General features: G+C 71.9%; 22 protein-coding genes, 1 tRNA gene and 1 pseudogene. 13 read left to right on the forward strand and 11 right to left on the reverse strand.

Going from position 1 to position 26,245, the window contains the following annotated elements; all coding sequences use genetic code 11:
* The first annotated feature begins 81 nt into the window (after positions 1–81).
* From ACSLTV_RS23930 to ACSLTV_RS23955, 6 genes are all read left to right on the forward strand, one after another.
* Entirely contained in the window at positions 82–1,086 is a 1,005-nt protein-coding gene (locus ACSLTV_RS23930) for an ATP-binding cassette domain-containing protein (RefSeq protein ID WP_432138457.1), read from the forward strand.
* A complete protein-coding gene (locus ACSLTV_RS23935) occupies positions 1,083–1,877 on the forward strand; it encodes an ABC transporter permease (RefSeq protein WP_435612850.1) in 795 nt (264 codons plus the stop codon). Before ACSLTV_RS23930 ends, ACSLTV_RS23935 begins: the two co-directional genes overlap by 4 nt.
* A 5-nt stretch (positions 1,878–1,882) precedes the next feature.
* On the forward strand, positions 1,883–2,686 hold the full coding sequence (locus ACSLTV_RS23940) for a thioesterase II family protein (protein WP_432138459.1): 804 nt from the start codon (positions 1,883–1,885) through the stop codon (positions 2,684–2,686).
* A gap of 1 nt (position 2,687) precedes the next feature.
* Positions 2,688–3,671: an ABC transporter ATP-binding protein gene (locus ACSLTV_RS23945; protein WP_435612851.1), complete on the forward strand. Its 984-nt coding sequence runs from the start codon at positions 2,688–2,690 to the stop codon at positions 3,669–3,671.
* A complete protein-coding gene (locus ACSLTV_RS23950; RefSeq protein WP_435612852.1) occupies positions 3,668–4,495 on the forward strand; it encodes an ABC transporter permease in 828 nt (275 codons plus the stop codon). Before ACSLTV_RS23945 ends, ACSLTV_RS23950 begins: the two co-directional genes overlap by 4 nt.
* A gap of 837 nt (positions 4,496–5,332) precedes the next feature.
* Positions 5,333–6,064: a GNAT family N-acetyltransferase gene (locus ACSLTV_RS23955; RefSeq protein WP_432138462.1), complete on the forward strand. Its 732-nt coding sequence runs from the start codon at positions 5,333–5,335 to the stop codon at positions 6,062–6,064.
* Positions 6,065–6,133: 69 nt separating this feature from the next.
* Here ACSLTV_RS23955 and ACSLTV_RS23960 read toward each other — a convergent pair whose 3' ends face one another.
* From ACSLTV_RS23960 to galU, 10 genes and pseudogenes are all read right to left on the reverse strand, one after another.
* Positions 6,134–6,358 carry a hypothetical protein gene (locus ACSLTV_RS23960; protein WP_432138463.1) on the reverse strand — a complete coding sequence of 75 codons (225 nt, stop codon included), beginning with the start codon at positions 6,356–6,358 and terminating at the stop codon, positions 6,134–6,136.
* Between the two features lie 553 nt (positions 6,359–6,911).
* Entirely contained in the window at positions 6,912–8,117 is a 1,206-nt protein-coding gene (locus ACSLTV_RS23965) for a tetratricopeptide repeat protein (protein ID WP_435612872.1), read from the reverse strand.
* A gap of 195 nt (positions 8,118–8,312) precedes the next feature.
* A pseudogene (locus ACSLTV_RS23970) lies at positions 8,313–9,890 on the reverse strand (BTAD domain-containing putative transcriptional regulator); the annotation flags it as partial.
* A gap of 420 nt (positions 9,891–10,310) precedes the next feature.
* A tRNA-Ala gene (locus ACSLTV_RS23975) sits at positions 10,311–10,384 on the reverse strand.
* A gap of 533 nt (positions 10,385–10,917) precedes the next feature.
* A complete protein-coding gene (locus tag ACSLTV_RS23980; protein ID WP_432138464.1) occupies positions 10,918–12,285 on the reverse strand; it encodes a hypothetical protein in 1,368 nt (455 codons plus the stop codon).
* Between the two features lie 172 nt (positions 12,286–12,457).
* A complete protein-coding gene (locus ACSLTV_RS23985; RefSeq protein ID WP_432138465.1) occupies positions 12,458–13,105 on the reverse strand; it encodes a GNAT family N-acetyltransferase in 648 nt (215 codons plus the stop codon).
* A 17-nt stretch (positions 13,106–13,122) separates the two neighbouring features.
* The gene (locus ACSLTV_RS23990; RefSeq protein WP_432138466.1) at positions 13,123–13,731 is read right to left on the reverse strand and encodes a MogA/MoaB family molybdenum cofactor biosynthesis protein; all 609 of its coding nucleotides are present in this window, start codon (positions 13,729–13,731) and stop codon (positions 13,123–13,125) included.
* A complete protein-coding gene (moaC, locus tag ACSLTV_RS23995) occupies positions 13,728–14,207 on the reverse strand; it encodes a cyclic pyranopterin monophosphate synthase MoaC (protein ID WP_432138467.1) in 480 nt (159 codons plus the stop codon). The genes ACSLTV_RS23990 and moaC overlap by 4 nt, the downstream gene beginning before the upstream one ends.
* A gap of 142 nt (positions 14,208–14,349) precedes the next feature.
* Complete coding sequence (gene glp / locus ACSLTV_RS24000) at positions 14,350–15,672, reverse strand: molybdotransferase-like divisome protein Glp (RefSeq protein ID WP_432138468.1); 1,323 nt, start codon at positions 15,670–15,672, stop codon at positions 14,350–14,352.
* A gap of 5 nt (positions 15,673–15,677) precedes the next feature.
* Positions 15,678–16,580, reverse strand: a complete 903-nt coding sequence (galU, locus tag ACSLTV_RS24005; protein WP_432138469.1) for a UTP--glucose-1-phosphate uridylyltransferase GalU — start codon at positions 16,578–16,580, stop codon at positions 15,678–15,680.
* 127 nt (positions 16,581–16,707) lie between these two features.
* Here galU and ACSLTV_RS24010 point away from each other — a divergent pair, with 127 nt between their 5' ends.
* Positions 16,708–17,289: a 5-formyltetrahydrofolate cyclo-ligase gene (locus ACSLTV_RS24010; protein ID WP_432156395.1), complete on the forward strand. Its 582-nt coding sequence runs from the start codon at positions 16,708–16,710 to the stop codon at positions 17,287–17,289.
* 77 nt (positions 17,290–17,366) lie between these two features.
* On the opposite strand, the gene ACSLTV_RS24015 is transcribed toward ACSLTV_RS24010, so the two are convergent.
* Positions 17,367–20,138: a penicillin acylase family protein gene (locus ACSLTV_RS24015; RefSeq protein WP_435612853.1), complete on the reverse strand. Its 2,772-nt coding sequence runs from the start codon at positions 20,136–20,138 to the stop codon at positions 17,367–17,369.
* A gap of 244 nt (positions 20,139–20,382) precedes the next feature.
* On the opposite strand from ACSLTV_RS24015, the gene ACSLTV_RS24020 reads away from it, so the two are divergent.
* The 6 genes from ACSLTV_RS24020 to mscL all read left to right on the forward strand — a co-directional run bounded on the left by ACSLTV_RS24020 (position 20,383) and on the right by mscL (position 26,207).
* Positions 20,383–21,909 (forward strand): potassium/proton antiporter, encoded by a 1,527-nt coding sequence (locus tag ACSLTV_RS24020; protein ID WP_432138471.1) that lies wholly within the window; start codon positions 20,383–20,385, stop codon positions 21,907–21,909.
* A gap of 268 nt (positions 21,910–22,177) precedes the next feature.
* Positions 22,178–23,470 (forward strand): MFS transporter, encoded by a 1,293-nt coding sequence (locus ACSLTV_RS24025; protein WP_435612854.1) that lies wholly within the window; start codon positions 22,178–22,180, stop codon positions 23,468–23,470.
* Positions 23,471–23,537: 67 nt separating this feature from the next.
* On the forward strand, positions 23,538–23,834 hold the full coding sequence (locus ACSLTV_RS24030; protein WP_432138473.1) for an FmdB family zinc ribbon protein: 297 nt from the start codon (positions 23,538–23,540) through the stop codon (positions 23,832–23,834).
* Between the two features lie 126 nt (positions 23,835–23,960).
* Positions 23,961–24,794: an S-methyl-5'-thioadenosine phosphorylase gene (locus ACSLTV_RS24035; protein ID WP_432138474.1), complete on the forward strand. Its 834-nt coding sequence runs from the start codon at positions 23,961–23,963 to the stop codon at positions 24,792–24,794.
* A 183-nt stretch (positions 24,795–24,977) separates the two neighbouring features.
* Positions 24,978–25,592 carry a hypothetical protein gene (locus ACSLTV_RS24040; RefSeq protein WP_435612855.1) on the forward strand — a complete coding sequence of 205 codons (615 nt, stop codon included), beginning with the start codon at positions 24,978–24,980 and terminating at the stop codon, positions 25,590–25,592.
* A 138-nt stretch (positions 25,593–25,730) separates the two neighbouring features.
* Positions 25,731–26,207, forward strand: coding sequence for a large conductance mechanosensitive channel protein MscL (gene mscL / locus ACSLTV_RS24045; protein ID WP_432138476.1), 477 nt, complete (start codon positions 25,731–25,733; stop codon positions 26,205–26,207).
* Positions 26,208–26,245 lie beyond the last annotated feature (38 nt).

Here is a 26,245-nt window from a genome sequence, read left to right on the forward strand (position 1 = left end):
GAAGCAATTCGATAAGCCATCGATACAGGGCCGCCGTAGCGTCCGGCTCGCCGCTGTTTCCGCGGACCTTGAGAGGACCCCATGACCCACACGACCCCGGCGATACGCGCAACAGACCTGGCCAAGCAGTTCGGTGACACCCGCGCGGTGCGGGGCGTGTCCTTCGAGGTGCCCGAGGGCACGGTCCTCGGCCTGCTGGGACCCAACGGCGCCGGCAAGACCACCACCGTGCGCATGCTGTGCACGCTGGTCAGGCCGGACTCCGGGCAGGCGTTCATCCACGGCTACGACGTGGCACGCCAGTCCCGCGAGGTCCGCAACCTGATCGGCATGACCGGCCAGTACGCGGCCGTCGACGAGGACATCTCCGGCTGGGAGAACCTGTACCTGATCGGCCGGCTCCTCAACATGGGCCGATCCGCCGCCCGTTCGGGAGCCGACTCCATGCTGGAGCGCTTCCGGCTCACCGAGGCCGGCAACCGGCCGGTGAAGACGTACTCCGGCGGAATGCGCCGACGGCTCGATCTCGCCGCGAGTCTGCTGGGCGAGCCGAAGGTGCTGTTCCTCGACGAACCGACCACCGGACTCGACCCGCACAGCCGCAACGAGCTGTGGGACGAGGTCCGTTCCCTGGCCGGCCAGGGCACCAGCGTGCTGCTCACCACCCAGTACATGGAGGAGGCCGAGGCCCTCGCCGACTCCGTCGTGGTGATCGACCGCGGCGAGGTCATCGCCTCCGGCACCGTCGGCGACCTGCGCGAGCGCATCGGCGGCCCGGTGCTCCACCTCACGCCCCGCGACCGCGCCGACCTGCCCGCCGTCCGGCGGGCCCTGGAGGGCGCGGGCCTCGGCCCGCTCGCCGTGGACGACACCGACGGGCTGGTGCGGCTGCCCCTGGACCGGGCGGGCCGCACCGTCACCGAGGCGGTACGCGTCCTCGGCGCGTCCGGCATCGAACTGGCCCGCGTCGACACCCTCACACCCAGCTTCGACGACGTGTTCCTCACCCTCACCGGCAACGCGCCGGTCACCCCTCTCGCCACCGCCGGGCTCCCCGGCGCCGACACCGCCAGGAGCGCCGCATGAGCGTCACCGCCGCCGTCGGCGGCCTGCCCGGCACCCGGCAGGCCGTCGGCCACACCCTGGCCGTCACCCGCCGCAACCTGCGCAAGGTGCTCAGCAGTCCGGGGCAGATCCTGGACGCCACCCTGATGCCGCTGGTCTTCGCCCTGATCTTCGTCTACGTCTTCGGCGGCGCCATCTCCGGCAGCAACGCCGCCTACCGGCAGTACGTGATGCCCGGCATCATGGCGCTGACCACCACCATCGCCTCCCGCACCGCCGGCATCAGCCTCAACGCGGACTTCCACAACGGTGTGATGGACCGGTTCCGGACCCTGCCGATGACCGCGTGGGCGGTGCTCGCCGGGCGGATCGTCGCCGACACCGCGCGGATGCTGGTCAGCCTGCTGGTGGTGTTCGCGTTCGCCGTGCTGATCGGCTTCCGGGTGCACACCGGCCCGCTCCAGGCCGCCGCCGCGATCGGCGTCATCCTGCTGTACGGGGTCGCGCTGGCCTGGCTGCACGCCCTGATCGGCCTGGCGGCGCGCTCCCCGGAGACCGTGCAGAGCGTCGGCATGCTCGCCATGGTGCCGCTGCAGTTCGGCAGTTCCATCTTCGTCGCCCCCGACACCATGCCGGGCTGGCTGGGCGTCCTGGTCGAGCACAACCCGATGAGCTCGGTGGTCGACGCCGCCCGCGCCCTGCTGACCGGCGGCGCCACCGCCACCGACGTCATCGCGGCACTGGCCTGGAGCCTCGCCCTGATCGCCGTCACCGCGCCCCTCGCCGCACACCGTTTCGCCAAGCGGAGCTGACCACCGTGCCCACACCCACCACCTCGCCCGACCCCACCCGCGCCGCCGGTTCCGCCGCCTCCTGGCTGCGGACCCTGCACGCACCGCCGCGACCGGGGACCCGCCTGGTCTGCTTCCCGCACGCGGGCGGCGCGGCCAGCTTCTTCCGCGGCTGGCCCGCCCTGCTGCCCGCGGACACCGAGGTGCTCGCCGTGCGCTACCCCGGCCGCGAGGACCGCATCCTGGAGGAGCCCGTCACCTCCATGGCCGAGCTGGCCGGCCCCGTCGCCGACGCCCTGGCCGCCCTGCCCGCGCTCCCCACCGCGTACTTCGGCCACAGCATGGGCGCCTCCGTGGCCTACGAGACCGCACTGCGCCAGGGCTCCCAGGCCGGGCCCCGGCTGCTCGCGGTGTCCGGCCGGGCCGCCCCGCACCGGCTGCCGGTCTTCGGTTTCGACGACGACGCCGCGCTGCTCGCCGACGTACGCCGCCGCGGCGGCCCGCTGGCCCCCGCGCTGGACGACCCCGACCTGACCGAACTCGTCCTGCCCGCCCTGCGCGCCGACTACGGGCTGCTGCGGCGGTACACGGCCGAGGCGCGCGCCGAACGGCTGGACATCCCCGTCATCGCCTACTACGGCGACGCCGACACCGACGTCCCCGCGGCCGACGTGGTCGCCTGGGCCGACGTCGCCGCCCCCGGCACGTTCACCGCCCGCGCCTTCCCGGGCGACCACTTCTACCTCGTGCCGCACGCCGCCGACCTGGTCGGCGACCTCACCGCGCACCTGGTCCCCCTGTCCCTCCCCCCTGCGCGAAGGAATGCCTGACATGCAGATCTCGGCCCCAGAGGTGGTGGCCCGCCGGCTGACCAAACGGTACGGCCGCAGGACCGCGGTCGACGACCTCACGTTCACCGTCCAGCCCGGAAAGGTCACCGGCTTCCTCGGCCCCAACGGCGCCGGCAAGTCGACCACCATGCGGCTGCTGCTCGGCCTCGACCGGCCCACCGCCGGCAGCGCGCTCATCGGCGGCCGGCCCTACGCCGAACTGCGCGACCCGCTGCGGACCGTCGGCGCACTGCTGGAGGCCCGCGCCTTCCACAAGGGCCGCAGCGCCTACGCCCATCTGCGCTTCCTCGCCCACACCCAGGGGCTGCCCGCCACCCGCGCCGACGAGGTGCTGGAGCGGGTCGGGCTGAGCGAGGTCCGCAAGGCCCGGGCCGGCGGCTTCTCCCTCGGCATGGCCCAGCGGCTGGGCATCGCGGCCGCGCTCATCGGCGACCCGCGCGTCCTGGTGCTGGACGAGCCCGTCAACGGGCTCGACCCCGAAGGCGTGCTGTGGATCCGCAACCTGATGAAGTCCCTGGCCGGCGAAGGCCGTTCGGTCTTCGTCTCCAGCCATCTGATGAACGAGATGGCCGTCACCGCCGACCACCTGATCGTCATCGGCCGGGGCCGGCTGCTCGCCGACTGCCCCGTCGAGGAGTTCATCGAGCGCAACTCCCGCTCCGAGGCCGTCCTGGTCCGCACGCCCGCCGCCGCCCGGCTCACCCCGCTGCTGGCCGCCGCGGGCGGCGCGGTCCGCGCCGAGGGCCCGGATCAGCTCGCGGTGACCGGTCTGGAGGCGGCACGGATCGCCGAACTGGCCGCCGCCGAGGGGATCGTGCTGCACGAACTGACCCGGCAGCGCGCCTCGCTGGAGGAGGCGTTCCTGCGGATGACGGAGACGAGCGTCGAGTACGGCGGCCCCGCGGGGACCGCCGGGGAACCGGCGGCGCCGGTGTCCTCCCTCACCGAAAGGAGCGCGGCATGACCGCGGAAGCCCTCGCCCCCGCCCGGTACCCGACGGCGAAGTCCCCCGGCTTCACCGGTCTGCTGCGGGCGGAGTGGGTGAAGATCAGCTCGGTGCGGTCGACCGGCTGGGTGCTGCTGATGATGCTGGTGGCGTCCGTCGGCGTGGCCGTCGCGGCGTCCGCGGTCACCGCCGCGCAGTGGGACTCGGCGTCGGCCGCCGACCGCGCGAAGGTCGTGGACGACCCCCTGTCGGTGATCTTCAGCGCGTTCGGGGTCGGCGAGCTGATCGTGTGCGTGCTCGGTGTGCTGGTGGTGACCGGCGAGTACTCCAGTGGCACCATCCGGGCCAGCATCCTGGCCGTGCCGCGGCGCAGCCCGCTGCTGGCGGCGAAGGCCGCGGTGTTCGCCCTGGTGACGCTGGCGGCCGGTGAACTGACCTCTTTCGCCTCGTTCTTCGCCGGCGCGGCGCTGCTGCGCGAGCACGCCCCCGTCGCCCTCGGCGATCCGGGCGTCCTGCGCGTGGTCGTCGGCAGCGGTCTCTTCCTCGCCGCGATGAGCCTGTTCGCGCTCGGCGTCGGCGCCCTGGTCCGCCACACGGCGGGCGCCATCGCCGCGGTGATCGGCTTCCTGCTGGTCCTGGCGCCCCTGGCGGGCAGCCTGCCCGGCGCCGCCGGCGAGAAGGCCGCGGCCTTCCTCCCCGCCAACGCCGGCCAGCAGATCGTCTTCACCCACCCCGCCCCGGACAGCGTGCTCACCCCCTGGCAGGGCCTCGGGGTGTGCGCCCTGTGGGGCGCGGCCCTGATCACCGTGGCCGCGCTGCTCCTCCGGCGCCGCGACGTCTGACCCCACGGTCCACCCGCGCCGGCCCGATCCCCCCTCGACCGGCGCGGGTCCTCTCCTCTGTCGGTCCGTCGCTCGTACGGCTCTATCGGCCCGTCGCTCGTACGGCTCCTTCCACGGCTCGCACGCCCCTCGACACGGCTCCTTCCACGGCTCGCACGCCCCTCGACATGGCTCCTCGCACAACCCGCACGCCCCTCGACACGGCTCATCCCACGGCTCGCACGCCCCTCGACATGGCTCCTCGCACAACCCGCACGTCCCTCGACACGGCTCATCCCACAACCCGCACGCCCCTCGGTGGCGACCCGCCCCGGTTGGCGTCGAGGGCCCGGGCCGTCCGCCCGACGGCGCGTCACGACCGGTCTCAGGGTTCGTCTCCCGACGGCAACCGAGCCACGCCCAGGCCGTCGGCCTCACCGCCCGCTCGACCGACCACAGCTCTTCTGCGTTCGCGTCGGCAGGGCCGTGCGAGTCGGTGACCCAGGTCCGCCGACCGGCCGACCGGCCCGACCCGTCCGACCCGTCGGTGTACGCCCCGGTGCGACGTCCGGCCGGAGACCCTTGGCCAAGGCTCACGTCGGCCCGACGCCTCGCCCTCCCCCTCGCACCGCACCGCACCCGCACCCGCACCCGCACCACCACACTCGCAGGCCGTCCCCCCTCCTCCCCCGGCCGCCTGCCGTCACGGGCCGGCGACACCGCTGGCCGGTACCGGTACCGGCCCCGGCTACCGGCCACCCCACCACGGCGGATCGGCAGCCCCCACCCACCGACGGGCCGGCCGCCCGTACCCGCCCTCGGGCGGCGGCCCGCCCCGCCAACCGAGAGGAAGCGCCCATGCTCACCGTCACCCGCCCGCGCGGCGGCGCCGACCTGCTGGCCGCGGCCGACGACCCGTGGACCCGAGAGTGGATCACGCCCGAGTGGACCGGCCCGGCCTGGGCCGTCCAGGGCGCGGTCGCCTACGGCCTCGGAACGCCGGACGAGCCGACCGCGACCGTCACGGTCACCGGCACCGCGGAGGCCGCCACCGAACTCACCGCCCAGGTGCTGAGCACCCTGCCGGAACCGCCGTACGTCCTGACCGTGCCGCGCGGCACCGGCTCACTGCCCGACGGCGAACGAGAGGAGTGGGCGCTGATGACCACGGCCGCCGCCCCGCCCGCGCAGCCCGGCGAGGAAAAGGTCGTCCCGGTTCCGCCCGGTCCCGAGGTGGCCGCTCTGCTGGCGGAGGCGAGCCCCGGTCATCTGGTGCGCCCCGGCGATCCCCAGGTCGCCGTGTGGGCCGGCGTCCCCGGCCCGGACGGCACCCCGGTGTGCGTGGGCGCGCTGCTGACCCGCCCCGGCACCGGCGCGCCGCACCTCGCGTCGATCGCCACCGCCCCCGCTCACCGCGGCCGGGGCCTCGCCGCCGCCGTCACGGCCTGGCTCACCCGCCGGGCCCTGGAACGCGCCCCCGGCTGCAGCCTGGCCCGCCTGGACTCGGCCCGCGCCGCCCACCGCCTCTACGAACGCCTCGGGTACGGCACCGCGCAGCAGTTCACGAGCGTCACCCTCGACGTGTGGTGACACCGCCCGCACACGAACGCGCGCGGGGGCGGCCACCGATGGTGCCGCCCCCGTCGTCCCTCCACGGGCTCATGATTCGGCCGGGTCCTCCAGCAGGTGCTGGATGGCCCGCACCCGCCCGGCGACCTCGGTCATCTCCGAGCGCAGGCTCTGCTGGTCCGCCGCCAGCCGCTCCACGGCCGCGTACCTCCTGCGGTTGTGGCCCGTGGAGAACCAGAACAGGGCCGCCACGACGATCATGGTGCAGCTGAGCATGATCGCGGCGGCGATGACGGCCCCGGCCGTGGCGTCCATAGAAGAGCCCTCCCTGTCCCCCCGTGCGATGTGGTCACTCAGAGGAAGGCTAACGGCACGGACCGTCCCGTCACCATGTGGGAAAACCATAGCCCCGCACCGCATGTCCGAAGTCTTTCCAGGGTGGCCGGGTCCGTTCGCCCAGCCACCCGAAAGCCCGCAGGCCCACGCACGCCGATCCGCCCTTCCGGCCCGCACGCCCACCTCCCGGACGCCACGCCCCGACGGCGTCGCTCCCGGGCGTCTCGCCTCAGCCCCGTCGCCCGGGCGTCTCGCCTCAGCCCCGTCGGACGCACGGCGCGCCTCAGCACCATCGGGCCTGACGGTTCGCCCCGCCTGGTCGGCCCCGGGCGGCCACGGCGGCGGCACATCCACCCGCTCGGCGCGTGGCCGTCACCCCTCGTACGGCGGCAGCAACGCACCCCCGCCCCACCCCTCGTGTCAGTACCCGCGGGGTGGCAGCGCCCCGCCACCCGTCAGTACCCCCGCGACGGAGGCAGCGCCGCCACCACCCCTCAGCACCCACGCGACGGCGGCAGCGCCCCGCCACCCGTCAGTACTCGTGCGGCGACAGCGGGGCCCCCGCCCGCTCGGTGCGTTCCTGCCAGGGCCGGGCGCCGATCCGCTGGAAGATCTCCCGCGCCGCCCGCAGATAGGTCTCGGCGCCGGGCCGGTCCAGGGCGCGCAGGGCCCGCCCGATGGCCAGATTGATCTGCCCCTCCACCAGCGGACTGTCCACCCGGGCGGCGATGTCCAGCGCGTCGGTGAGGGTGTCCAGCGCCTTCTGTCCGTCGCCCGACGCGAGCCGGGTCTCACCGAGGCCGTGCAGGGCGTAGACCAGCCCGACCATGTCGGACTTCTCCTTGACGATGTGCACCACCCGGAGAAACGCTTCCTCGGCGAGCTTGACCTCGTCGGTCGCGAGATACACCCGCGCCAGCCGGTGCATGCTCTGCGCCAGGCCGCGCCCGCCGCCCGCCCCGTCGATCGTCTGCGACAGCCGGACCGCCTCCTGGCCGAGCTCGACCGCCACGTCCGCGCGGCCGAGGTCGAGCTGGATCTGGGCCATGTTGTTCACGACGTGTGCCAGCGAGGACCGGTCGCCCACCGAGCGGAAGATCTCCCGGGCCTCCTCCAGCCGGCGCATGGCCGTGTCCAGGTCGCCCCGCATCCGGTCCCGGATCGCCAGGTTCCGCAGCACCAGGGCCTCGCCGTACGGCTCTCCGCACCGGCGGTGCAGTTCCAGCGCCTCCTCCAGCAGGGCACCGGTCCGTTCGAGGTCGCGCAGCCGAAGTTCGGCGGCGCCGAGGTCGGACAGCATGACGGCCTGCCCGCGCAGGTCTCCGGCCGCCCGCGCGGCCTCCAGCGCCCGCTGGGCGCAGTGCCGCCAGTCCTCCACGTAGTTGCGGGTCTCGAACAGCACCACCATGGACGTCACCAGGTCCCAGGCGGGCTCGGCCAGGCCCAGGTCGGCCGCCTGGTCGATGAGCGCCCGCAGCGACAGCCGCTCCACCTCGAACCACTCCAGCGGCGCCACGAGCAGTTCGTCGGTGAGTTCGTCGCCCAGCGGCCGTCGCGGCGCGGTGCCGTGCAGCACGCTGAAGTCGCCGCCGTACTCCCGACGGTGAGCCTCCTCGGCCAGCGTGAGGTACGTCCGCAGCACACGCTCCCGGGCGGTTCGGCGCTGCTCCTCGTCCTCCTCCTGCGCGGCGCACTCGGCGGCGTACAGCCGCAGCAGGTTCTGCAGCCGGTAGCGCATGTGCCCCGTGGCGTCGAGCCCGACGGGCTCCAGGAACTGGGCGTCGACCAGCTGCTCGATCAGCAGTTCGGCGTCCGGTACCGGGCAGTCCAGCAACGCGGCGGCGGTCCAGGCGGCGAAGTCCGGCGAGGTCAGCAGGCCGAGCCTGCGGTAGAGGCAGGCCGCGTCCCCGGAGAGGTAGCGGTAGCTCAGCTCCAGGCCGACCCGCACCTGCGAATCGCCCTGGCTCAGCTCGTCCAGCCGCCGTTGCTCGTCCCGCAGCCGGGTCACCATGTGCCGTACCGTCCAGTGCGGCCGGGAGGCCAGCCGGGCGGCCGCGATACGCAGCGCCAGCGGCAGCCCGTCGCACAGGTGGGCGAGGGCCGCCGCGTCCGCCGGACCGGCGGCGATCCGCGACTCGCCGGCGATCGCGGCGAGCAGCCCGACCGCCTCCCGCTCGGCCAGCAGCCGCAGCTGGATCCGCGCCTGCGGCGGCCAGGTGACCAGGTCCTCCAGCGTCTCCCTGCTCGTGACGACCACACAGCACTCGCCGACACCCGGCAGCAGGTCGCGCACCTGCGCGTAGTGACGGACGTTGTCCAGGACGACCAGCATGCGGCGTCCGGCGAGCAGCGACCGGTACAGCGCGATCCGCTCCTCGTGCGCCGTCGGCACGTGGTCCGCGGCCACGCCCAGCGAGCGCAGGAAGCGCCCGAGCACGTCCCCGGCCTCGGTGGGTGTGTGCAGGCCGTCGTAGCCGCGCATGTCCGCGTACAGGCTGCCGTCCGGGAAGTGCTCGTGGACCCGGTGGCCCCAGTGGACCGCGATCCCCGTCTTCCCCACTCCGGCCACCCCGGTGATCAGCCCCACCCGGGGCCCCGGCGCGTTCCCTGGCTCCGTCAGCAGCGCGTCCAGATCGGCGAGTTCGGCCTCCCGGCCGATGAAGCCCGGTATGCCGGGCGGAAGTTCGGAGGGCACCGGGCCGGGACGGCCCGAGGCTCCGGCGGCCTGGCCGACCGGGCTGTCGGGCGCGGCGAGCGAGGGATCGTCGTTGAGGATCGCGTCGTGCAGGCTCTGCACATCGGGGCCGGGCTCCAGCCCCAGCTCCTCGACGAACTGCTTGCGCGCCGCCCGGAACGCGTCCATCGCCTCCGCACGCCGCCCGGCCCGGTACAGCGCCAGCATGAGATGCCCCAACGTCCGCTCCCGCAGCGGGTGTTCCCGTACGACGGCGGACAGTTCCGGGATGATCTCCTGGTGGTGGTCGAGCGCCAGGTGCACGGCGCTGGCATCGTCGAAGGCATTGAGCCGGCGCTCCTCCAGCCGGGACGCCTCGTCCTCGACCGGACGCCCCATCACCCCGCTGAGCGCGGGACCGCGCCACAATCCGAGGGCCTGCGCATAGTGCTGCGCCGCCTCGGGCAGCCGGTTCTCGGCCACGGCCTGCTCGGCCCGGCTCACCAGACCGGTGAAGACCAGCCAGTCGATCTCGTGCCGCGACGCGTCCAGCAGATAGCCCGGATGCTGGGTGACGATCACGTCGTCCGCCACGCCGGCACCCTTGAACGCCTTGCGCAGCGCGGCCACGCAGATCGCGACCTGGGTGCGGGCCGTGGAAGGGGGCCTGCCGTTCCACACGACGTCGATGAGAGTGTCCACCGGCACGACGCGCCCCGGGTTGATGACGAGCAGCGCCAGAATGGCCCGCTGCCGCGCGCCGCCCACCGACACCGGCACCCCGTCGGCCTCGACCGCTAAGGGGCCGAGCACGGTGAATCGGAGATCTGCCCCCATGTGCGCCCCCCAGCACAGTCATCATCATCCGACAAGGATCATGCTGCATGTTTCCGCCGAGCGCCAGGCATCGCAAGCCAAATCCCGGTCAGGAAAAATCGAAATATTTCCTTCCATTTGCGCCCATACAGCGGCGGTCGCACAGGCCGCCACCCACCGCGCCAACTGGCCCGCGGGACCCGGCCGTCACCCTCACCCGGCCCTCGACCTCACCCGGCCGGAACAGCGCCGAAACTACCGCGCCAACCTGTGAGCCCCAGCCCCCAGCCGCCAGGCTCCAGGCTCCAACACGGACAACTGCCGCTGCCGGGCGCCGACCAGAAGCCGCGCGACCTCCGAAACGACGAGATCCCGTTCAGTTCGATGAACTGAACGGGATCTCCCGAACCACTCCCGACCGAAGCCGGAACGGTCATTGCGTGGACCTGAGGGGATTTGAACCCCTGGCCCCCTCGATGCGAACGAGGTGCGCTACCGGACTGCGCCACAGGCCCTTGCAACGAGTGAAACTCTAGCACCCCCATCGGCCTGCTCAAAAATCCGTTCCGGGGGGTGGAGGCGGGGGCGTCGGAGGCCGTCGGAGGGCCTCGGTGAGCCTCAAGGGCGTGAGGGCGTGGGCGCGCGGGCGAGGCCGGGGTGGGGCGCATGGCGGGGTGAGGCGGGGTTAGGGCAGGTGGGAGTGGGGTGCCCTAGACGGGGCTGGCGGAACGGGGAACGGATTGCGAGGGGCGGGGGCTCACAAGGGAGGTGGCGGAGGCGCGCAAGGGAGTGGGCGCGCAAGGGAGTGGGCGTGCAAGGGAGTGGGCGTGCAAGGGAGTGGGCGGGGGCGGTGTGTGTGGAAGAGGGGCGCAGCCGACGCGGACAGGGCGTGCAGGGAGAGGAAGCGCGGGTGCACGTCGGGCGGAAGGACCGCGACACAGGCAAGGCTGCAGGGGGCGGGCACGGCGTGGGCGTGGGGGGCCCGGCACGCGCCGACGCGCACGAGGAGCCGGGCGCGGGCCGGCGCGCGCCCCCGCCCCGGCCCGTTTCACTCGTTGGCGGCCTTGGGCCGGTCACCGTCCTCGTACTGGTCGAACAGCGGCGTACGCACCCGCTCCCGGGACCGCCGAGCGGACGCGGCCCGTCGCGCGTCACTGCGCTCGCCTCCGTCCGCCTCCTCCTCCGCGGGAGCGGCGCTCTCGCCCATCTCGGCGCCGGTCTCGCGCTCCTCGCGCTCCTCGTGCTCCTCGTACGCCGGCGTGACCGCGCTCGAACGCGCCGAACTCCAGGTGTCGGGTGCCCCAAGATCCACATCCGCCGTGGCCCGCGGCGCGACCGGCGCGGTGACGTACGTCGGCAGCGGAACCGGCACGGGCTCCCAGCTCTCCCCCGGCCCCGGCCGTCGCCGCTCACGCTGCTGGTCCACCCACTCGGCGTGGTCCGTCTGCTCGACCAGCGCACGCCGGTCGGCGGCGCGCGCGAGCAGTCCAGGGTCGGTCTCCGGCTCGGGCGCCTGATCAGGCTCCTCTGCGCCGGGTTCCGCCTCGGAGTCGAGGGGCACGGACGCGGACGCGCGCCGGCGCGGGTGGCGCTCGCGCTCCTTCAGTCGTTGTGCGGCCGCCTCGGCGCGCTGCCGGTCCATCTGAAACGCGAAGCGCCGACGCTCCTGGGAGCGCAGATACGCGATGTACGCGCTGAGCAGGACGGCGGGCACACCGGGCGCCCACAGGAACGCGAGCCCCCCGACGGCGGCGACGATCGCACCCAGCGTGAATGCGAGGAACAGCATCACCGTCGTGCGCCGGCGGCGCGCGAGAACCTTCATGCGCCGTGCGCGCGCGGCAGCCGCCTGCGCGGCCGGCCCGGTGGGCGCGGCAGGGCGGGCCGTGCGCCGGGCTCCGGGCATCCGCTTACGCGCCGATGCGGGCTCCGCGGCGCGCGCGGGCTCGCGCCGCGACGACACGCCGGCACTTCCCTCGCGGCCCGGCACGTGACCGGCTTCCCGCGCGGTCGCCCCACCGGCCGTACGCGCGGGATGGTCCGCGTGACCGGCCTGGCCACGCGGCTCATGCGCGGACTCACGCCCCGGTTCCAGGCCCTGGCCGTGCTCCCGCTCGTGGAGCGCCACGTACACCTGGGGGCGCGTGGGAGGCATGGCGAAGGCCCGGACGTCCACCGCGTCGGTGACGGCGTCCGGGTCGACATCCGGCTCCGCCTCGTCGGCGGAGCGCGCCCGCAGGTCCTTGGCGTACCGGCGCTCCATCCCCGCCCGTCCGGACAGCAACCGGATGGCTGTGCTGAAGCGTTCCGTCGGACGGGCCTCGTTCAGCTCGTCCTGCCTACGGAGCCACATCGGCACCAAGTAGGCGGCCCAGGCCCCGACAATGACTGCGTAGATGAGGCCGCTGCTGCTCACGCCTCACACCGTAGAGGGGTTTGCGCGAGGCCATCCGCCAATTGGGCCGGTGTGTCGCACGATCTGGCTGATATTTCGAGCTTTTTTTGTGATCGATGCGATCACCAGGCCGCCACGGAGGGGAATTCAATGCCCGCAGCTGGTCACGCGGCGATCAATTTCGAACATTTATTCAATTTCCGGGGGTGGTCCGATTCCCCGGCGCGTCCTCGTGGTCGCGGGGCGCGCGCTGGGCTCGTGAGCGCCGCCAGCGGGTCAGCAGTCCCTCGGGCACTTCCTCTGCGGTGAGTGCGTAGACGAGGTGGTCCCGCCAGGCTCCGTCGATGTGGAGATAACGGGGCCGCAGCCCCTCGTCCCGGAATCCAAGTTTCTCCACCACGCGGCGGCTGGGCCCGTTCTCGGGGCGAATGCAGACCTCGACGCGGTGCAGTCCGACACCGCGGAAACAGTGGTCGACCACCAGCGCCACGGCCGTCGGCATCACCCCGCGGCCGGCGACCGCCTCGTCGACCCAGTAGCCGATGTGCCCGGAGCACATCGAGCCCCAGGTGATCCCGGCCACCGTCAGCTGCCCGACGAGCCGCCCCTCGTACTCGATGACGAAGGGCAGCATCCGGCCCGCGCCCGCCTCCGACCTCAGGTGCCGGACCATCTGGCGGTAGGTCGGCCGGTGCGCGATGGGTCCGCTCGGAGCGGGCGGCGGGATGGTCGCCTCCCAGGGGCGCAGCCAGTCCCGGTTGCGCCGGTTCACCTCACGCCACGCGCGCTGGTCGCGCAGCTTTATCGGCCGCAGGACGACATCGCCCTCCACCAGTCGCACGGGCCAGGATGGACTGTTCAGCGCGCACCCCCCGGAGTTCCCGCCCCGCCCTGAGCAGCGCTGGGGGAACGTCTGGAACCGTCGTCACCGGTCGGCGCCGCCTGAGCGTCGGGCCGGGGATGGTCACCCCCTCGGATCTGCTCGACGGCGTGGACCAGCAGGTGTTCCAGGACGGCCAGCCCGTCCTTCACCCCGCCCGAGGAGCCGGGCAGGTTGACGATCAGTGTCCGCTGCGCCACTCCGGCCAGGCCCCGCGAGAGCGCCGCGGTCGGCACCTTCTCCCGGCCGAACGCGCGGATGGCCTCCGGGATGCCCGGCACCTCGTGGTCGAGCACCGCGCGGGTGGCCTCGGGAGTACGGTCGGTGGGCGAGACACCGGTTCCACCGGTCGTGACGATCACGTCGTACCCGGCGGCCACACCGGCACGCAGGGCGGTTTCCACCGGAGCCCCGTCGGGGACCACCCGCGGTCCGTCGACGGTGAAGCCGAAACGCTGGAGCCCCTCGGCGACCAAGGGGCCGCCCTTGTCCTCGTACACGCCTGCGGCGGCGCGGTTGGAGGCGGTCACCACCAGCGCGCGATACGGCGCGCGCCGCGCGTCACCGGCGGACGGCGCGCCGCTCACGACCGGCTCCAGTCGCCCGACTTTCCGCCCGTCTTCTCCTCCACGCGCACGTCCGTGATGACCGCTCCCTTGTCGACCGCCTTGACCATGTCGATCACGGTGAGTGCGGCGACGGAGACTGCGGTGAGCGCTTCCATCTCGACACCGGTACGGTCCGTCGTCCTCACTGTCGCGACGATCTCCACGGCGTCGTCCGCGACCGACAAGTCCAGTTTCACACCGGAGAGCGCCAGGGGATGACACAACGGGATCAGGTCCGGGGTGCGCTTGGCACCCATGATGCCCGCGATGCGCGCGGTGGCCAGCGCGTCACCCTTGGGCACGCCTTCTCCGCGCAGCAGCTCGACCACGCGGGGCGAGACGACAACCCGCCCGCTGGCGCGCGCCGTGCGCGCCGTCACGTCCTTGCCGGAGACGTCGACCATGCGGGCGGCCCCCGCCTCGTCGATGTGCGTCAGTCGGTCCTGCGTACTCATGCTCGTTCGGCGCTCCCGGTCCGGGCCCGTCCGCGGTGCGGCGCGCGGGCCTGCTGTGCGCGACACGCTACCCCCACGACCGGGCGCTCAGACGTCCAGGACCGGAGTGCGGGCGGGCGCGGAGGCGGGTTCGCGCGCCGGTTCAGCCGAGCAGGACGACCTCGACCTCGGCGCCCGGCTCGACGGTCTCGGCGTCCTCGGGGACGACGATCAGTGCGTCGGCGTGCGCGAGGGCGGCGACCAGATGGGATCCGGCACCGCCGACCGGACGGACCGTGCCGTGGGCGTAGGTGCCGCGCAGGAACTGCCGCCGTCCCTTCGGGGAGGCAAGAGCCCGGTCCGCGGCCAGCTTCGCACGCGTGGTGGGCCGGTGGACATCAGCGAGGCCCATCAGGGCACGGATGGCCGGTCGGGCGAACAACTCGAAGGACACGTACGACGACACCGGGTTGCCGGGCAGAGCCAGCAGCGGGATGTGCTCCGGACCGATGGACCCGAACCCCTGCGGCTTGCCCGGCTGCATGGCGAGCTTGCGGAACTCGATGCCGCTGCCCGCCTCGTCCTCGTCCCCGACGTGGGACAGCGCTTCCTTGACGACGTCGTACGCCCCGACGCTGACACCGCCCGTGGTGACCAAGAGGTCGGCACGGACGAGCTGGTCCTCGATGGTCGAGCGGAGCGTCTCCGCGTCGTCGGTGACCGCGCCCACCCGGTAGGCGATGGCGCCCGCGTCACGGGCCGCCGCAGTGAGGGCGAAACTGTTGGAGTCGTAGATCTGACCGTTGCCGAGGTCCTCGCCGGGCTGGACGAGTTCGCTGCCGGTGGACACGATGACCACGCGCGGGCGCGGGCGCACCCGGACGGTGCCCCGGCCGATCGCGGCCAGGAGAGCGATCTGCGGAGGGCCCAGAACGGTGCCGGCCTCCAGGGCCCGGTCGCCGGCCTTCACGTCGCTGCCCTGCGCGCGCACGTGCGCGCGTGCCTCGGCCGACCGGTACACGCGTACATGCCCGGTGGCGCCCTCGGGGGCGAGGCTGCGCGCACGCATACCGCCGACCGGGCCCTCGCCGAGCCCGCCGTCGGTCCACTCCACGGGGACGACGGTCTCGGCTCCCGGCGGCAGCGGGGCGCCGGTCATGATCCGGGCGGCCTGCCCGGGGCCCACGTGGAGCAGTTCGGCCTGGCCGGCCGCGACGTCCCCGACGACCTCCAGGACCGCGGGGAACTCCTCACCGGCACCCGCCACGTCCGCGACCCGCACCGCGTACCCGTCCATGGAGCTGTTGTCGAACGGCGGCAGCGAGACCGGCACCGTGACCTCCTCGACCAGAACACAGCCCTGGGCGTCGAGCAGTTGCAGCTCGATCGGTTCCAGGGGGCGGACGGTGGCGAGGATGTCGTCCAGGTGCTCGTCGACCGACCACAGGTGGTCCTGGCCGGTGGAGCGGGGCGCGGCGGTGCTCAACGTGGTTACAACTCCTCGGTGACGTAACTGCGAAGCCAGGATCGGAAGTCCGGACCCAGATCTTCACGTTCGCACGCGAGTCTGACAATGGCCCGCAGGTAGTCGCCGCGGTCGCCGGTGTCATAGCGGCGGCCCTTGAAGACGACTCCGTGGACGGGGCCGCCGACCTTCTCGTCCTGGGCGAGTTGCTGCAGGGCGTCGGTGAGCTGGATCTCGCCGCCGCGTCCCGGCTCGGTCTTGCGCAGGACGTCGAAGATGCTCGCGTCGAGGACGTACCGGCCGATGATGGCGTAGCTGGAAGGGGCGTCAGCCTGGTCGGGCTTCTCCACCAGCCCGGTCACCTTGACGACGTCGCCGTCGGTGGTGGCCTCCACCGCCGCGCACCCATAGAGGTGAATCTGCTCGGGCGCCACCTCCATCAACGCGACGACACTGCCGCCGCGCTGTTCCTGCACCTCGATCATCCGCTTGAGCAGCGGATCGCGCGGGTCGATCAGGTCGTCACCCAGCAGGACGGCGAACGGGTCCTGCCCGACGTGCGGCGCGGCGCAGAGCACGGCGTGCCCGAGACCCCGGGGGTCGCCCTGCCGCACGTAGTGCATGGTCGCGAGGTCGCTGGACTCCTGGACCTTCGCGAGCCGATTGGCGTCGCCCTTCTTCTCCAGAGCCGACTCAAGCTCGTAATTGCGGTCGAAATGGTCCTCCAGGGGGCGCTTGTTGCGGCCCGTGACCATGAGAACGTCATCGAGACCTGCGGAGACGGCCTCCTCGACCACGTACTGGATCGCCGGCTTGTCCACGACCGGCAGCATCTCCTTGGGAGTGGCCTTGGTGGCCGGCAGGAACCGGGTGCCGAGCCCGGCTGCGGGGATGACAGCCTTGGTGATCCTGGGGTGCGACTGAGTCATGCCCGTCACCATATCGGCTGCCTTTGAGAGGAATCTGCCGCCCCGGTCAATAGGTGTTCATATGAACGAATTCGAACAGAACGGGAGCGTCATGCACGCCAAAGGCACCGCCGAGTCTGACAAGCGTATGTTGCGCCGAGAGCTCATCACGGTGAGGAACACATTGACGTCGGATGACGTACGGGAAGCCGCCGCGTCCCTTGCCCGGCGCGCCCTGGAGCTGCCCGAGCTGGCGCGGGCGCGCACGGTGGCGGCGTACGTCTCCGTGGGGAGCGAACCCGGCACCCTCACACTGCTCGACGCGCTGCGCGCGCGGGGCGTACGCGTCCTGCTGCCCGCGCTGCTGCCCGACAACGACCTGGACTGGGGGGCGTACGCCGGCGAGGGGTCACTCGCGCGGGTGCAGCACGGGGGCGGGATGGCGCTCTTCGAACCGACCGGCGCGCGGCTCGGACCGGGCGCCGTGACGCAAGCCGACGTGGTGCTGCTGCCGGGGCTCGCCGTCGACGCGCACGGTATGCGGCTGGGGCGTGGTGGCGGCTCGTACGACCGTGTGCTCTCGCGTCTTGAGCACGCGGGAGCACACCCCGCCCTGGTGGTGCTCCTGTACGACGCGGAAATCGTGGATCGTGTTCCGGCCGAGGCGCACGACCGGCCGGTGCACGCCGTGGTGACGCCCTCCGCGGTGCGCCGCTTCGGGCGCGGCTGACGGACGAGCGAGCCGGACGGCTCGAGGGGGCTTCCACGGGCACGTGGAAGCCCCCTCGCGCTAGTGGTCCGGCCGGCTCACGGCTTCAGGACGAGCTTGTCGCCGGTGTCCTCGTCGACGGCCTTCCGGGAGAAGGACCAGTCGAGGAGTTCGCCCTTGGCCCACTTGCCCGTCTGGTCGGTGTAGTGGGCGCTGAAGGCATGCCCCGAGGCACCGGTGAGGTTGATCCACTTGGACTTGTCGAAGTCGTCGAGGTTGATCACCATCCGCATCGAGGGGACCCAGACGACCTCGTAGCCACCGGCGGCGTTCCAGCCGGTGGCGTCGACCGCCGCCTCGCCACCGCTGAGCTTCCACGGCCCGCGGTTGAGGATGTACTGCAGGAAGCCGGGTCCGCTGGTGCCGAGCGTCTGGTTCTTCAGGAACAGGCGGTGCAGGCGTCCCCAGCTCCAGGTGTCGATGTCCTTGCCGAGCTTGGCGGTCAGCTCCCACCGGGCGTCGATCATGGCTCGCTCGAACAGCTGGTCACGGTTGGTCGCGCCGGGACGGGTGCCCGACTTGGGCGTCGTCCACCACGGGCTGTCCGGCTTCTCCATGAGGGTGCGGACGACCTCGAACCAGCGGTCGCCACCGTCCGGCTGGGCCTGGTCCGCGTCGCGTTCGCCGCACTCGCGCACCTTGCGGGTGTCGTCGACCGGGCCGGTGGTGTTGACCGGGTCGACCCACAGGCACTGGCCCTCGACGCGCAGTTCCTTGGGCAGCTTGTGGCCGAAAGCGAGCTTGAGGATGTTGCGCCAGACCGCGTTGAAGTAGGCGGCGGCCGCGGAGTCGGCGTCCTGCGTGTAGTCCCAGCCCTGGAGCAGCTTCTGGGCGTCGCGCACGTCCGGGTCGTCGAGGTCGATGTCCAGCAGCTTGGGCACGAGCAGCTTGGCCATTTCGCTGCTGTTGTCCAGCTGCATCTGGCGCATGTCGTCGGTCGAGACCTTGCCGCCGCCCTTGATCTTCTGCTTGATGAGGTCGGTGATCCGCTGGCTGCGGGCGCCGTACCCCCAGTCCGTGGTGAGGGTGTAGGGGTACTTGTCCTTGTCGACGACGGCCTGGTTGGCGGTCACGATGTAGCCGCGCTCCGGGTCGTACTCGTAGGGCAGCTCGTCGAACTTGATGTAGCCGGTCCACTTGTACTTGCGGTCCCAGCCCGGGGCCGGGATCGAGCCGTCGTGGCCCTTCGCGCGCGTGGGGATCTTGCCCGGCAGGGTGTAGCCGATGTGGTTGTCGGTGTCCGCGTAGACCAGGTTCTGCGAGGGGACGTCGAACAGCTTGGCCGCCCCGCGGAAGTCCTCCCAGTCGGTCGCCTTGTCCATCACGAAGACGGCGTCCATGGTGGTGCCCGGCTGGAGGGCGGTCCAGCGCAGGGCGACACCGTAGCCGTCGCCGCGGTCGGGGGCGGCCGTGTCGACGCCGGCCCGCTTGCCGACGTCCACGAGTTCGTCGCTGCGGTCGGAGAGCAGGGGCATCCCGTCCTCGGTCTGCCGGACGACGATCTTCTTCGACGCCCCGCCGGCAACCCGGATCGTCTCCTCGCGGGTGGTGAACGGCCGCACCTTGCCGTCGTACAGGTAGCCGTCGCCGGTGAGCTTCTCCAGGTAGAGGTCGGTGACGTCGACACCGGAGTTGGTCATGCCCCAGGAGATCTTCTGGTTGTGACCGATGATCACACCGGGCACGCCGGCGAAGGTGTAGCCGGCGACGTCGAACTGGCACTTGCCGGTGAGGCTGCGGCAGTGCAGGCCCATCTGGTACCAGACGGAGGGCAGCGCGGGCGACAGGTGAGGGTCGTTGGCCAGTAGCGGCTTCCCGGTGATGGTGTGCTGCCCCCCGACGACCCATGAGTTGGAGCCGATGCCGTTACCGTTCACGCCGACGGCGGTGGGCAGGTCGTCCAGGACGTCGTAAAGGCCCCCGAGCTGGCTCTGGAGGGCCGACCCCTCGGTCTCCGTGGACAGAGCCGTGCCGCTCGTCCCGGACCCCGTGGCGGAGCCCTCGGAGTCGCCCGCCCCGCTGCCCTGCTCGTAGGTCTCGGTCAGCTCGTCGTACTGGCCCTCCTGCACGATCGCCTGGTTACGGCTGTACGGGTACTTCGGGTACAGGTCGGCGATCTGCTGGGGGCCGAGACGGCTGGTCATCAGCGCGCGGTCGATCTCGTCCTGCATGTTGCCGCGCAGGTCCCAGGCCATCGCCTTGAGCCACGAGACCGAGTCGACGGGGGTCCACTGGGCCGGCTTGTAGTCGTTGCTGAAGCCGAGCGCCGCGTACTCCAGCGAGATCTCCTCGCCGTCCTTGCCGTCGAGGTAGGCGTTGACTCCCTTGGCGTACGCCTGGAGGTATTTCTTGGTGGAGGCCGACAGGACCTTGTCGTACTCCTCCTTGGCGATCCGGTCCCAGCCCAGGGTGCGCAGGAACTCGTCGTTGTCGATCTGGCTCTTGCCGAACATCTCCGACAGGCGCCCGGACGTCAGGTGCCGGCGCACGTCCATCTCGTAGAACCGGTCCTGCGCCTGGACGTAGCCCTGCGCCATGAACAGGTCCTCGTCCGAGGAGGCGTAGATCTGCGGGATGCCGTGGCCGTCCCGCTTCACGTCGACAGGTCCGGACAGGCCCTGCAGCGTGATCGACCCGGTCGTCTGCGGGAAGGAGGCGCGGACGGTGCTGACGGACCAGTAGGCGCCGAAGGCGATACCGCCGATGAGGGCCAGCACCAGTACGAGCACGAAAAGACGGGCTTTGCGCCCCTTTTTCCTGCCTGACTTGCCGGGCTTGTCACCCGTTGTGGCGGTGGTGTTGGGGGGCATCGCTGTCCTTGCTGTCCTAACGCGAGCGGCAAAGCGGGCTGTCCTTTTGAATGAGCGCTGGAGCAACCATAGGCGCAGGGCCCGGCGCCACTTGACTCGGAGTGGGGAACCAGCACGCAAGGACGTTCGATCCTGCCCGGACCAGCGTCAAGAAAACGTCAAGAGTTAGGTAAGGTAACGAAGTAGTTATCCGGGGCGCACGGCTGTCGCGCCCGGTGTATGTGTGCGCCCTCGCGCAAGGCGCGTGCGCCAGGGAAGGGAACCGCCGCTGACTGTTCACCACCTCAACCAGCTCCTCCTCGTCTGCTCGCTCGTCCTGCTCGTCGCCGTGGCAGCGGTCCGGATCTCCTCGCGCAGCGGACTCCCCAGCCTGCTCGTGTACCTGGGCATCGGCGTGCTCATGGGCCAGGACGGCATCGGTGACATCCACTTCGACAACGCCGAACTCACTCAGGTCATCGGCTACGCGGCGCTCGTCGTGATCCTGGCCGAGGGCGGTCTCGGCACGAAGTGGAAAGAGATCAGACCCGTCCTGCCGGCCGCCTCCACCCTGGCGTTGGCGGGGGTCGCGGTGAGCGTCGGCATCACGGCGACGGCGGCGCATCACCTGGTCGGGCTGGAGTGGCGGCAGGCGCTCATCGTGGGCGCGGTGGTGTCGTCGACGGACGCGGCCGCGGTCTTCTCCGTACTCCGCAAGATTCCCCTTCCCGCGCGCGTGACGGGCACGCTGGAGGCGGAGTCCGGCTTCAACGACGCCCCGGTGGTCATCCTGGTCGTCGCCTTCTCCGCGGCCGGCCCCGTCGAGCACTGGTACGCGCTGCTGGGCGAGATAGCCCTGGAACTGGTCATCGGCGCGGCCGTCGGGCTCGCCATCGGCTGGGCGGGCTCCTGGGGGCTGCGGCACGTCGCACTGCCCGCCTCCGGTCTGTATCCCATCGCCGTCATGGCCATCGCGATCACGGCGTACGCGGCGGGCGCGCTGGCACACGGCAGCGGCTTCCTCGCCGTCTACCTCGCCTCGATGGTCATGGGGAACGCGAAGCTGCCGCACTGGCCCGCCACGCGCGGGTTCGCCGACGGGCTCGGCTGGATCGCCCAGATCGGCATGTTCGTCCTGCTGGGCCTCCTGGTCACTCCGCACGAACTGTTCGGGGACGTGTGGTCGGCCCTCGTCATCGGCCTGGTACTGACGATGGTGGCGCGCCCCTTGAGCGTGCTGCTGTGCCTGGTGCCCTTCCGGGTGGCCTGGCGGGAGCAGGCACTGATGTCCTGGGCCGGCCTGCGCGGCGCCGTACCGATCATCCTGGCGACGATCCCCATGGTGAACGGGGTCGAGGGCAGCCGCCGCCTCTTCAACATCGTCTTCATCCTGGTCGTGGTCTACACGCTCGTCCAGGGCCCCACACTGCCCTGGCTCGCACGGACCCTGCGCCTGGGCGACGACTCCGAGGCCACCGATCTCGGCATCGAGTCGGCGCCCCTGGAGCGCCTGCGCGGACATCTGCTGTCCGTCGCGATCCCCGAGGACTCGAAGATGCACGGCGTCGAGGTCAACGAGCTCCGGCTGCCGACCGGCGCCGCGGTCACCCTGGTCGTACGGGACGGGACATCGTTCGTCCCGCTGCCCAGTACGGTGCTGCGCCGCAACGACGAACTGCTCGTCGTCACCACCGACCCGGTGCGGGACGCCACCGAGCGGCGGCTGCGCGCCGTCGCACGCGGGGGCAAGCTGGCCGGCTGGCTCGGCACAGGAGGCGAGGCCGCACGTTAAGTGCGCGTTTCGCACCGTTCACGCCCTGGACAATCACAGGCAGACGTCGTCGTGGTGCTCGTTTTCACAGGCATGACCAACAGTGATCCCTGTACCATGAAGGCGCACCTTGATCGAACCAACTCTGCCTGACGCAGAGCTGGCGCGACCGTATGGCGGCCGGAAAGCTCCCCACAAGGGACGCCGGTATCTACCGCAGTGCGCGCAAGAGGACAGCTCTCGGCGCCCCCGCACAGGCGCGCTACCAGGCGGCAGAAAGGCACGGGCCGTGGCATCCACGGTCACCACCGAGCCGTCGAAGGGCTCGTCGGCATCCTCCCGCCCGGGATACGGGCAACTGCTGCGCACCCGCGGCGCATGGACGTTCCTGCTGCCGGGTTTCGCGGCGCGCCAGCCGTTCGCGATGCTCACCCTCTCCATCGTGCTGCTCGTGCAGCACACCACCGGCTCGTACGGGGCGGCGGGCGCCGCCGCGGCCGTCACCGGCGTCTCCATGGCGCTGTTCGCGCCGTACAGCGGGCGCCTGGCCGACCGCTACGGCCAGCGCGCCGTGCTGGTCCCCGGTGTGCTGGTGCACGCGCTGGCCGGCCTCACCCTGACGGCGCTCGCGCTGGCTCACGCGCCTCTTTGGGTGCTCTTCGTGGCGGCCGTCCCCACCGGCGCCTCCGTCCCGCAGGTCGGGCCCATGGTGCGCGCACGCTGGGGCGTGACGCTGAAGGACTCGCCCCTGATGTCCACCGCGGCGGCCTTCGAGTCCGTCACGGACGAGCTGACCTTCGTTGTCGGCCCCCTGCTGGCCACCGCGCTGTGCACCACCGTGAACCCGGCGGCGGGCCTGGTGACGGAAGCCTCGCTGACCCTGCTCGGCGGCCTGCTCTTCGCAGCCCAGAAGGGCACCCAGCCGCCGGTCGCCGCGAGCCGGCACGCGCGCGTGGAGCACGCCTCGGCCCTGCGCGTCCCCGGCGTGCGCGTCCTCATCGTCGTGTTCCTGGGCATCGGCTCCGTCTTCGGCGGCATGCAGGTCTCGCTGGCGGCTTTCACCGAGTCGATCGGCGAGCCCGGCCTGAACGGTGTCCTGTACGGCGTCTTCGCCGCGGGCAACATGCTCTCCGGCATCGCCTGCGGCGCGATCGCCTGGAGGGCCGCCCCGCAGCGCCGTCTCGTCGTCGGGTACGCGGCGCTCGCACTGGCCGCGTCCGGCCTCTGGGCCGCGCACTCGGTGCTGCTCCTGACCGGCCTGGGGCTTCTCGTCGGCATGTGCATCGCGCCGGCGCTGATCACCGGCTACACGCTCGTCGAGGGTCTCGTCCTGGCCGGCGCGCGCACCGAGGCCTTCACCTGGCTGACGGGCGCGGTGGCGCTGGGGCAGGCCGGAGCCGTCACCGTCGCCGGACAGCTGGAGGACCGCTTCTGGGGCGGCGCCGGATTCCTCGTGCCGATGGGGGGCACGGTGCTCGCCCTGGCGACCCTGCTGGCGCTGCGCTCGCGCCTCGTGGCGCGCCCCCGCGGCCGTACCGTCGCACGTGGCGTCGGTCACCGCGCGCCCGTGACAGTGGACTGATCCCGAGGAATGCGTCAGTATGGACCGTCGTTAGCACTCATTGAGTGAGAGTGCCAGGAGGAAGACAGTGCCGACCTACCAGTACCAGTGCACCGAGTGCGGCGAGGGCCTTGAGGCGGTGCAGAAGTTCACCGACGACGCCCTGACCGAGTGCCCCAGCTGCGGTGGCCGCCTGAAGAAGGTGTTCTCCGCGGTCGGCATTGTCTTCAAGGGCTCCGGTTTCTACCGCAACGACAGCCGCGGCTCCTCGTCGAGCAGCTCGCCGGCGTCGTCCAAGTCGTCGACGTCCACCTCGGACTCTTCTTCCTCGTCGTCCTCCTCCTCGGAGTCGAAGACGTCGACCTCCAGCTCCTCCGCCGCCTGAGGTCTGCTGTCGAAGGCCCTGCCGTCCCCCGGGACGGCAGGGCCTTCGACACGTCGTGAGGGAGCAGCCGCCGTCCGTTCGCACGGATGAGCCCATGGCCTGGGAGCGCAGGCTAGTGTGCTGGTCATGGCGAACGCAGAGATCGGTGTAATCGGCGGCTCCGGGTTCTACTCGTTCCTCGACGACGTGACCGAGGTTCAGGTGGACACTCCGTACGGAGCGCCCAGCGACTCCCTCTTCCTCGGTGAGGTCGCCGGGCGGCGGGTCGCCTTCCTGCCCCGGCACGGGCGCGGGCACCACCTGCCGCCTCACCGGATCAACTACCGGGCCAACCTCTGGGCGCTGCGTTCGGTCGGTGTGCGCCAGGTCCTCGGCCCGTGCGCGGTCGGCGGTCTGCGCCCCGAGTACGGGCCCGGCACACTCCTCGTCCCCGACCAACTGGTGGACCGTACGAAGGCCCGCTCGAACTCGTACTTCGACGGGTTGCCGCTGCCCGACGGGAGCGTGCCGAACGTGGTGCACGTCTCCCTGGCGGACCCGTACTGCCCCACCGGTCGGGCGGCGGCGCTGAAGGCGGCGCGCGGGCATGACTGGGAGGCGGTGGACGGCGGAACGCTGGTCGTGGTGGAAGGCCCACGATTCTCGACCCGGGCCGAGTCACTGTGGCACCAGGCGCAGGGCTGGTCCGTGGTGGGTATGACCGGCCACCCCGAGGCGGCGCTCGCCCGGGAACTCGAACTCTGTTACACGTCGCTGACCCTGGTCACGGACCTGGACGCGGGCGCCGAGACCGGTGAGGGCGTCTCGCACGACGAGGTGTTGCGGGTCTTCGCCGCCAATGTGGACCGGATGCGGGGCGTGCTGTTCGACGCGGTGGCGGCGCTGCCCGCGACCGGGGAACGGGACTGCCTCTGCGTGAGCGCGCTGGGCGGGATGGACCCGGGTTTCGAGCTGCCGTAAGAGTGGGAGCGGGGCTTCCCGAGCGGACTCCGGAGGTGGTTCCGGACTACTTCGGGGTGTGGAATCTCCTTCGAGTGAGGGAGTTGTCCACAACCCGTCGGTAGTCCACAGGCTCCGACGGGCGGCGGCCCGAGGGCTCATGGTGGGCCGTGCAAGCCCGTCTCTCGCCGCAGGTGGTGACTCATGTCCATGCCTCCCCCACCCTTCGTGCCTTGGTCCGACTCCCCCGCCTCCCCCGTGCCCGGCACCTCGCATCCGCCGGGTGCGGACGCGCCCCCCACGTGTGAGGTGCCGCCGTTCGCTCCCGTTCGGGTGCGCGGGGGGAGGTATCAGCTACAACGGCTCCTCCGGTCTCGCAGGCGGGCCCTGGCGCTGGGCCTCGCCGTCACCGCCGCCGCGCTGGTCGCCGCGGGCCCCGGAGACGGGGCCGACCGGCCACCCGGCCACCCGGGCGACGGCCCGCGAGCGCACGCCCGTCCGGTAAGCGGCGAGCGGGACCGGCGGCACCGGGCTGCCGAGACAGTCTCCGCGCCGGTGCGCATCGCCGACGCCGGCGCGGTGCGCCTGTTGCGCCCCGGCGACCGGGTCGACGTGATCGCCGCCGGGCAGACCGCCTCGGGCGCGGACGCGCGCGTGGTCGCACGGGGCGCGCTGGTGACGAACGTGCCGGAGCCGACCGAGGACGCGGGCGTCTCCGTCGACGGCGGTGCGCTGGTCGTTCTGTCGGTGCCGCGGACCATCGCGGCGCGTCTCGCGGGCGCCGGCGCGACAGCACGGCTGGCGGTGACACTGTGCTGAGTCCACTGGTCCGACTTGTGAGGGATGTGCTGTCAAGTCCCCCCATCGAGCTACCGAATTGGACACCTCGGCCTGACTCTGACGTAGGTTGCGGAGCTGTTTGTTCCACAACCTGTGAATACGAGGAGAGTCACCGAGGTGAGCAAGAAGAAGGGCCCCAGCGTTCTGCAGGGCTTCAAGACCTTCCTGATGCGCGGCAACGTCGTCGACCTGGCGGTGGCGGTGGTCATCGGCGCCGCCTTCACGAACATCGTGAACTCGGTGGTGAAGGGCGTCATCAACCCGGTGGTCGGGGCGATCGGCACACAGAACCTCGACAGCTACAGCTCTTGTCTCAAGGGGCCCTGCGCGAAGGCGGCGGACGGCACCGTCACGAGCGGGGTGATGATCCTCTGGGGGTCCGTCCTGGGTGCGACGCTCACCTTCGTGATCACCGCGGCGGTCGTCTACTTCCTGATGGTGCTGCCGATGTCGAGGTACCTGGCGCGTCAGGAGGCCCGCCAGAAGGCACGGGAGGGCACCGTCGAGGTCATCGAGGTGACCGAGCTGGAGGTGCTGAAGGAGATCCGCGACACGCTGGTATCGCAGCGTGGCCCGGAATCCACCAGGTCGTAACGGGAATCGCCGGGGCGCTGCGGTCCCTGGTCCGCGAG

Origin of the sequence: Streptomyces sp. bgisy159, from assembly GCF_965341775.1 — a bacterium.
Taxonomy (GTDB): Bacteria; Actinomycetota; Actinomycetes; order Streptomycetales; family Streptomycetaceae; genus Streptomyces.

Excerpts from the sequence above, each read along its gene's own strand:
- ACSLTV_RS23945 (WP_435612851.1), top strand. The coding sequence starts at position 2,688 with ATGCAGATCTCGGCCCCAGAGGTGGTGGCCCGCCGGCTGACCAAACGG.
- ACSLTV_RS24010 (WP_432156395.1), top strand. The coding sequence starts at position 16,708 with ATGTTGCGCCGAGAGCTCATCACGGTGAGGAACACATTGACGTCGGAT.
- ACSLTV_RS23935 (WP_435612850.1), top strand. The coding sequence starts at position 1,083 with ATGAGCGTCACCGCCGCCGTCGGCGGCCTGCCCGGCACCCGGCAGGCC.
- ACSLTV_RS23965 (WP_435612872.1), bottom strand. The coding sequence starts at position 8,117 with ATGCGCTACCGGCTGCAGAACCTGCTGCGGCTGTACGCCGCCGAGTGC.
- ACSLTV_RS23930 (WP_432138457.1), top strand. The coding sequence starts at position 82 with ATGACCCACACGACCCCGGCGATACGCGCAACAGACCTGGCCAAGCAG.
- galU (WP_432138469.1), bottom strand. The coding sequence starts at position 16,580 with ATGACTCAGTCGCACCCCAGGATCACCAAGGCTGTCATCCCCGCAGCC.
- ACSLTV_RS24040 (WP_435612855.1), top strand. The coding sequence starts at position 24,978 with ATGTCCATGCCTCCCCCACCCTTCGTGCCTTGGTCCGACTCCCCCGCC.
- moaC (WP_432138467.1), bottom strand. The coding sequence starts at position 14,207 with ATGAGTACGCAGGACCGACTGACGCACATCGACGAGGCGGGGGCCGCC.
- ACSLTV_RS23960 (WP_432138463.1), bottom strand. The coding sequence starts at position 6,358 with ATGGACGCCACGGCCGGGGCCGTCATCGCCGCCGCGATCATGCTCAGC.
- ACSLTV_RS23955 (WP_432138462.1), top strand. The coding sequence starts at position 5,333 with ATGCTCACCGTCACCCGCCCGCGCGGCGGCGCCGACCTGCTGGCCGCG.
- ACSLTV_RS24035 (WP_432138474.1), top strand. The coding sequence starts at position 23,961 with ATGGCGAACGCAGAGATCGGTGTAATCGGCGGCTCCGGGTTCTACTCG.
- ACSLTV_RS23950 (WP_435612852.1), top strand. The coding sequence starts at position 3,668 with ATGACCGCGGAAGCCCTCGCCCCCGCCCGGTACCCGACGGCGAAGTCC.
- ACSLTV_RS24015 (WP_435612853.1), bottom strand. The coding sequence starts at position 20,138 with ATGCCCCCCAACACCACCGCCACAACGGGTGACAAGCCCGGCAAGTCA.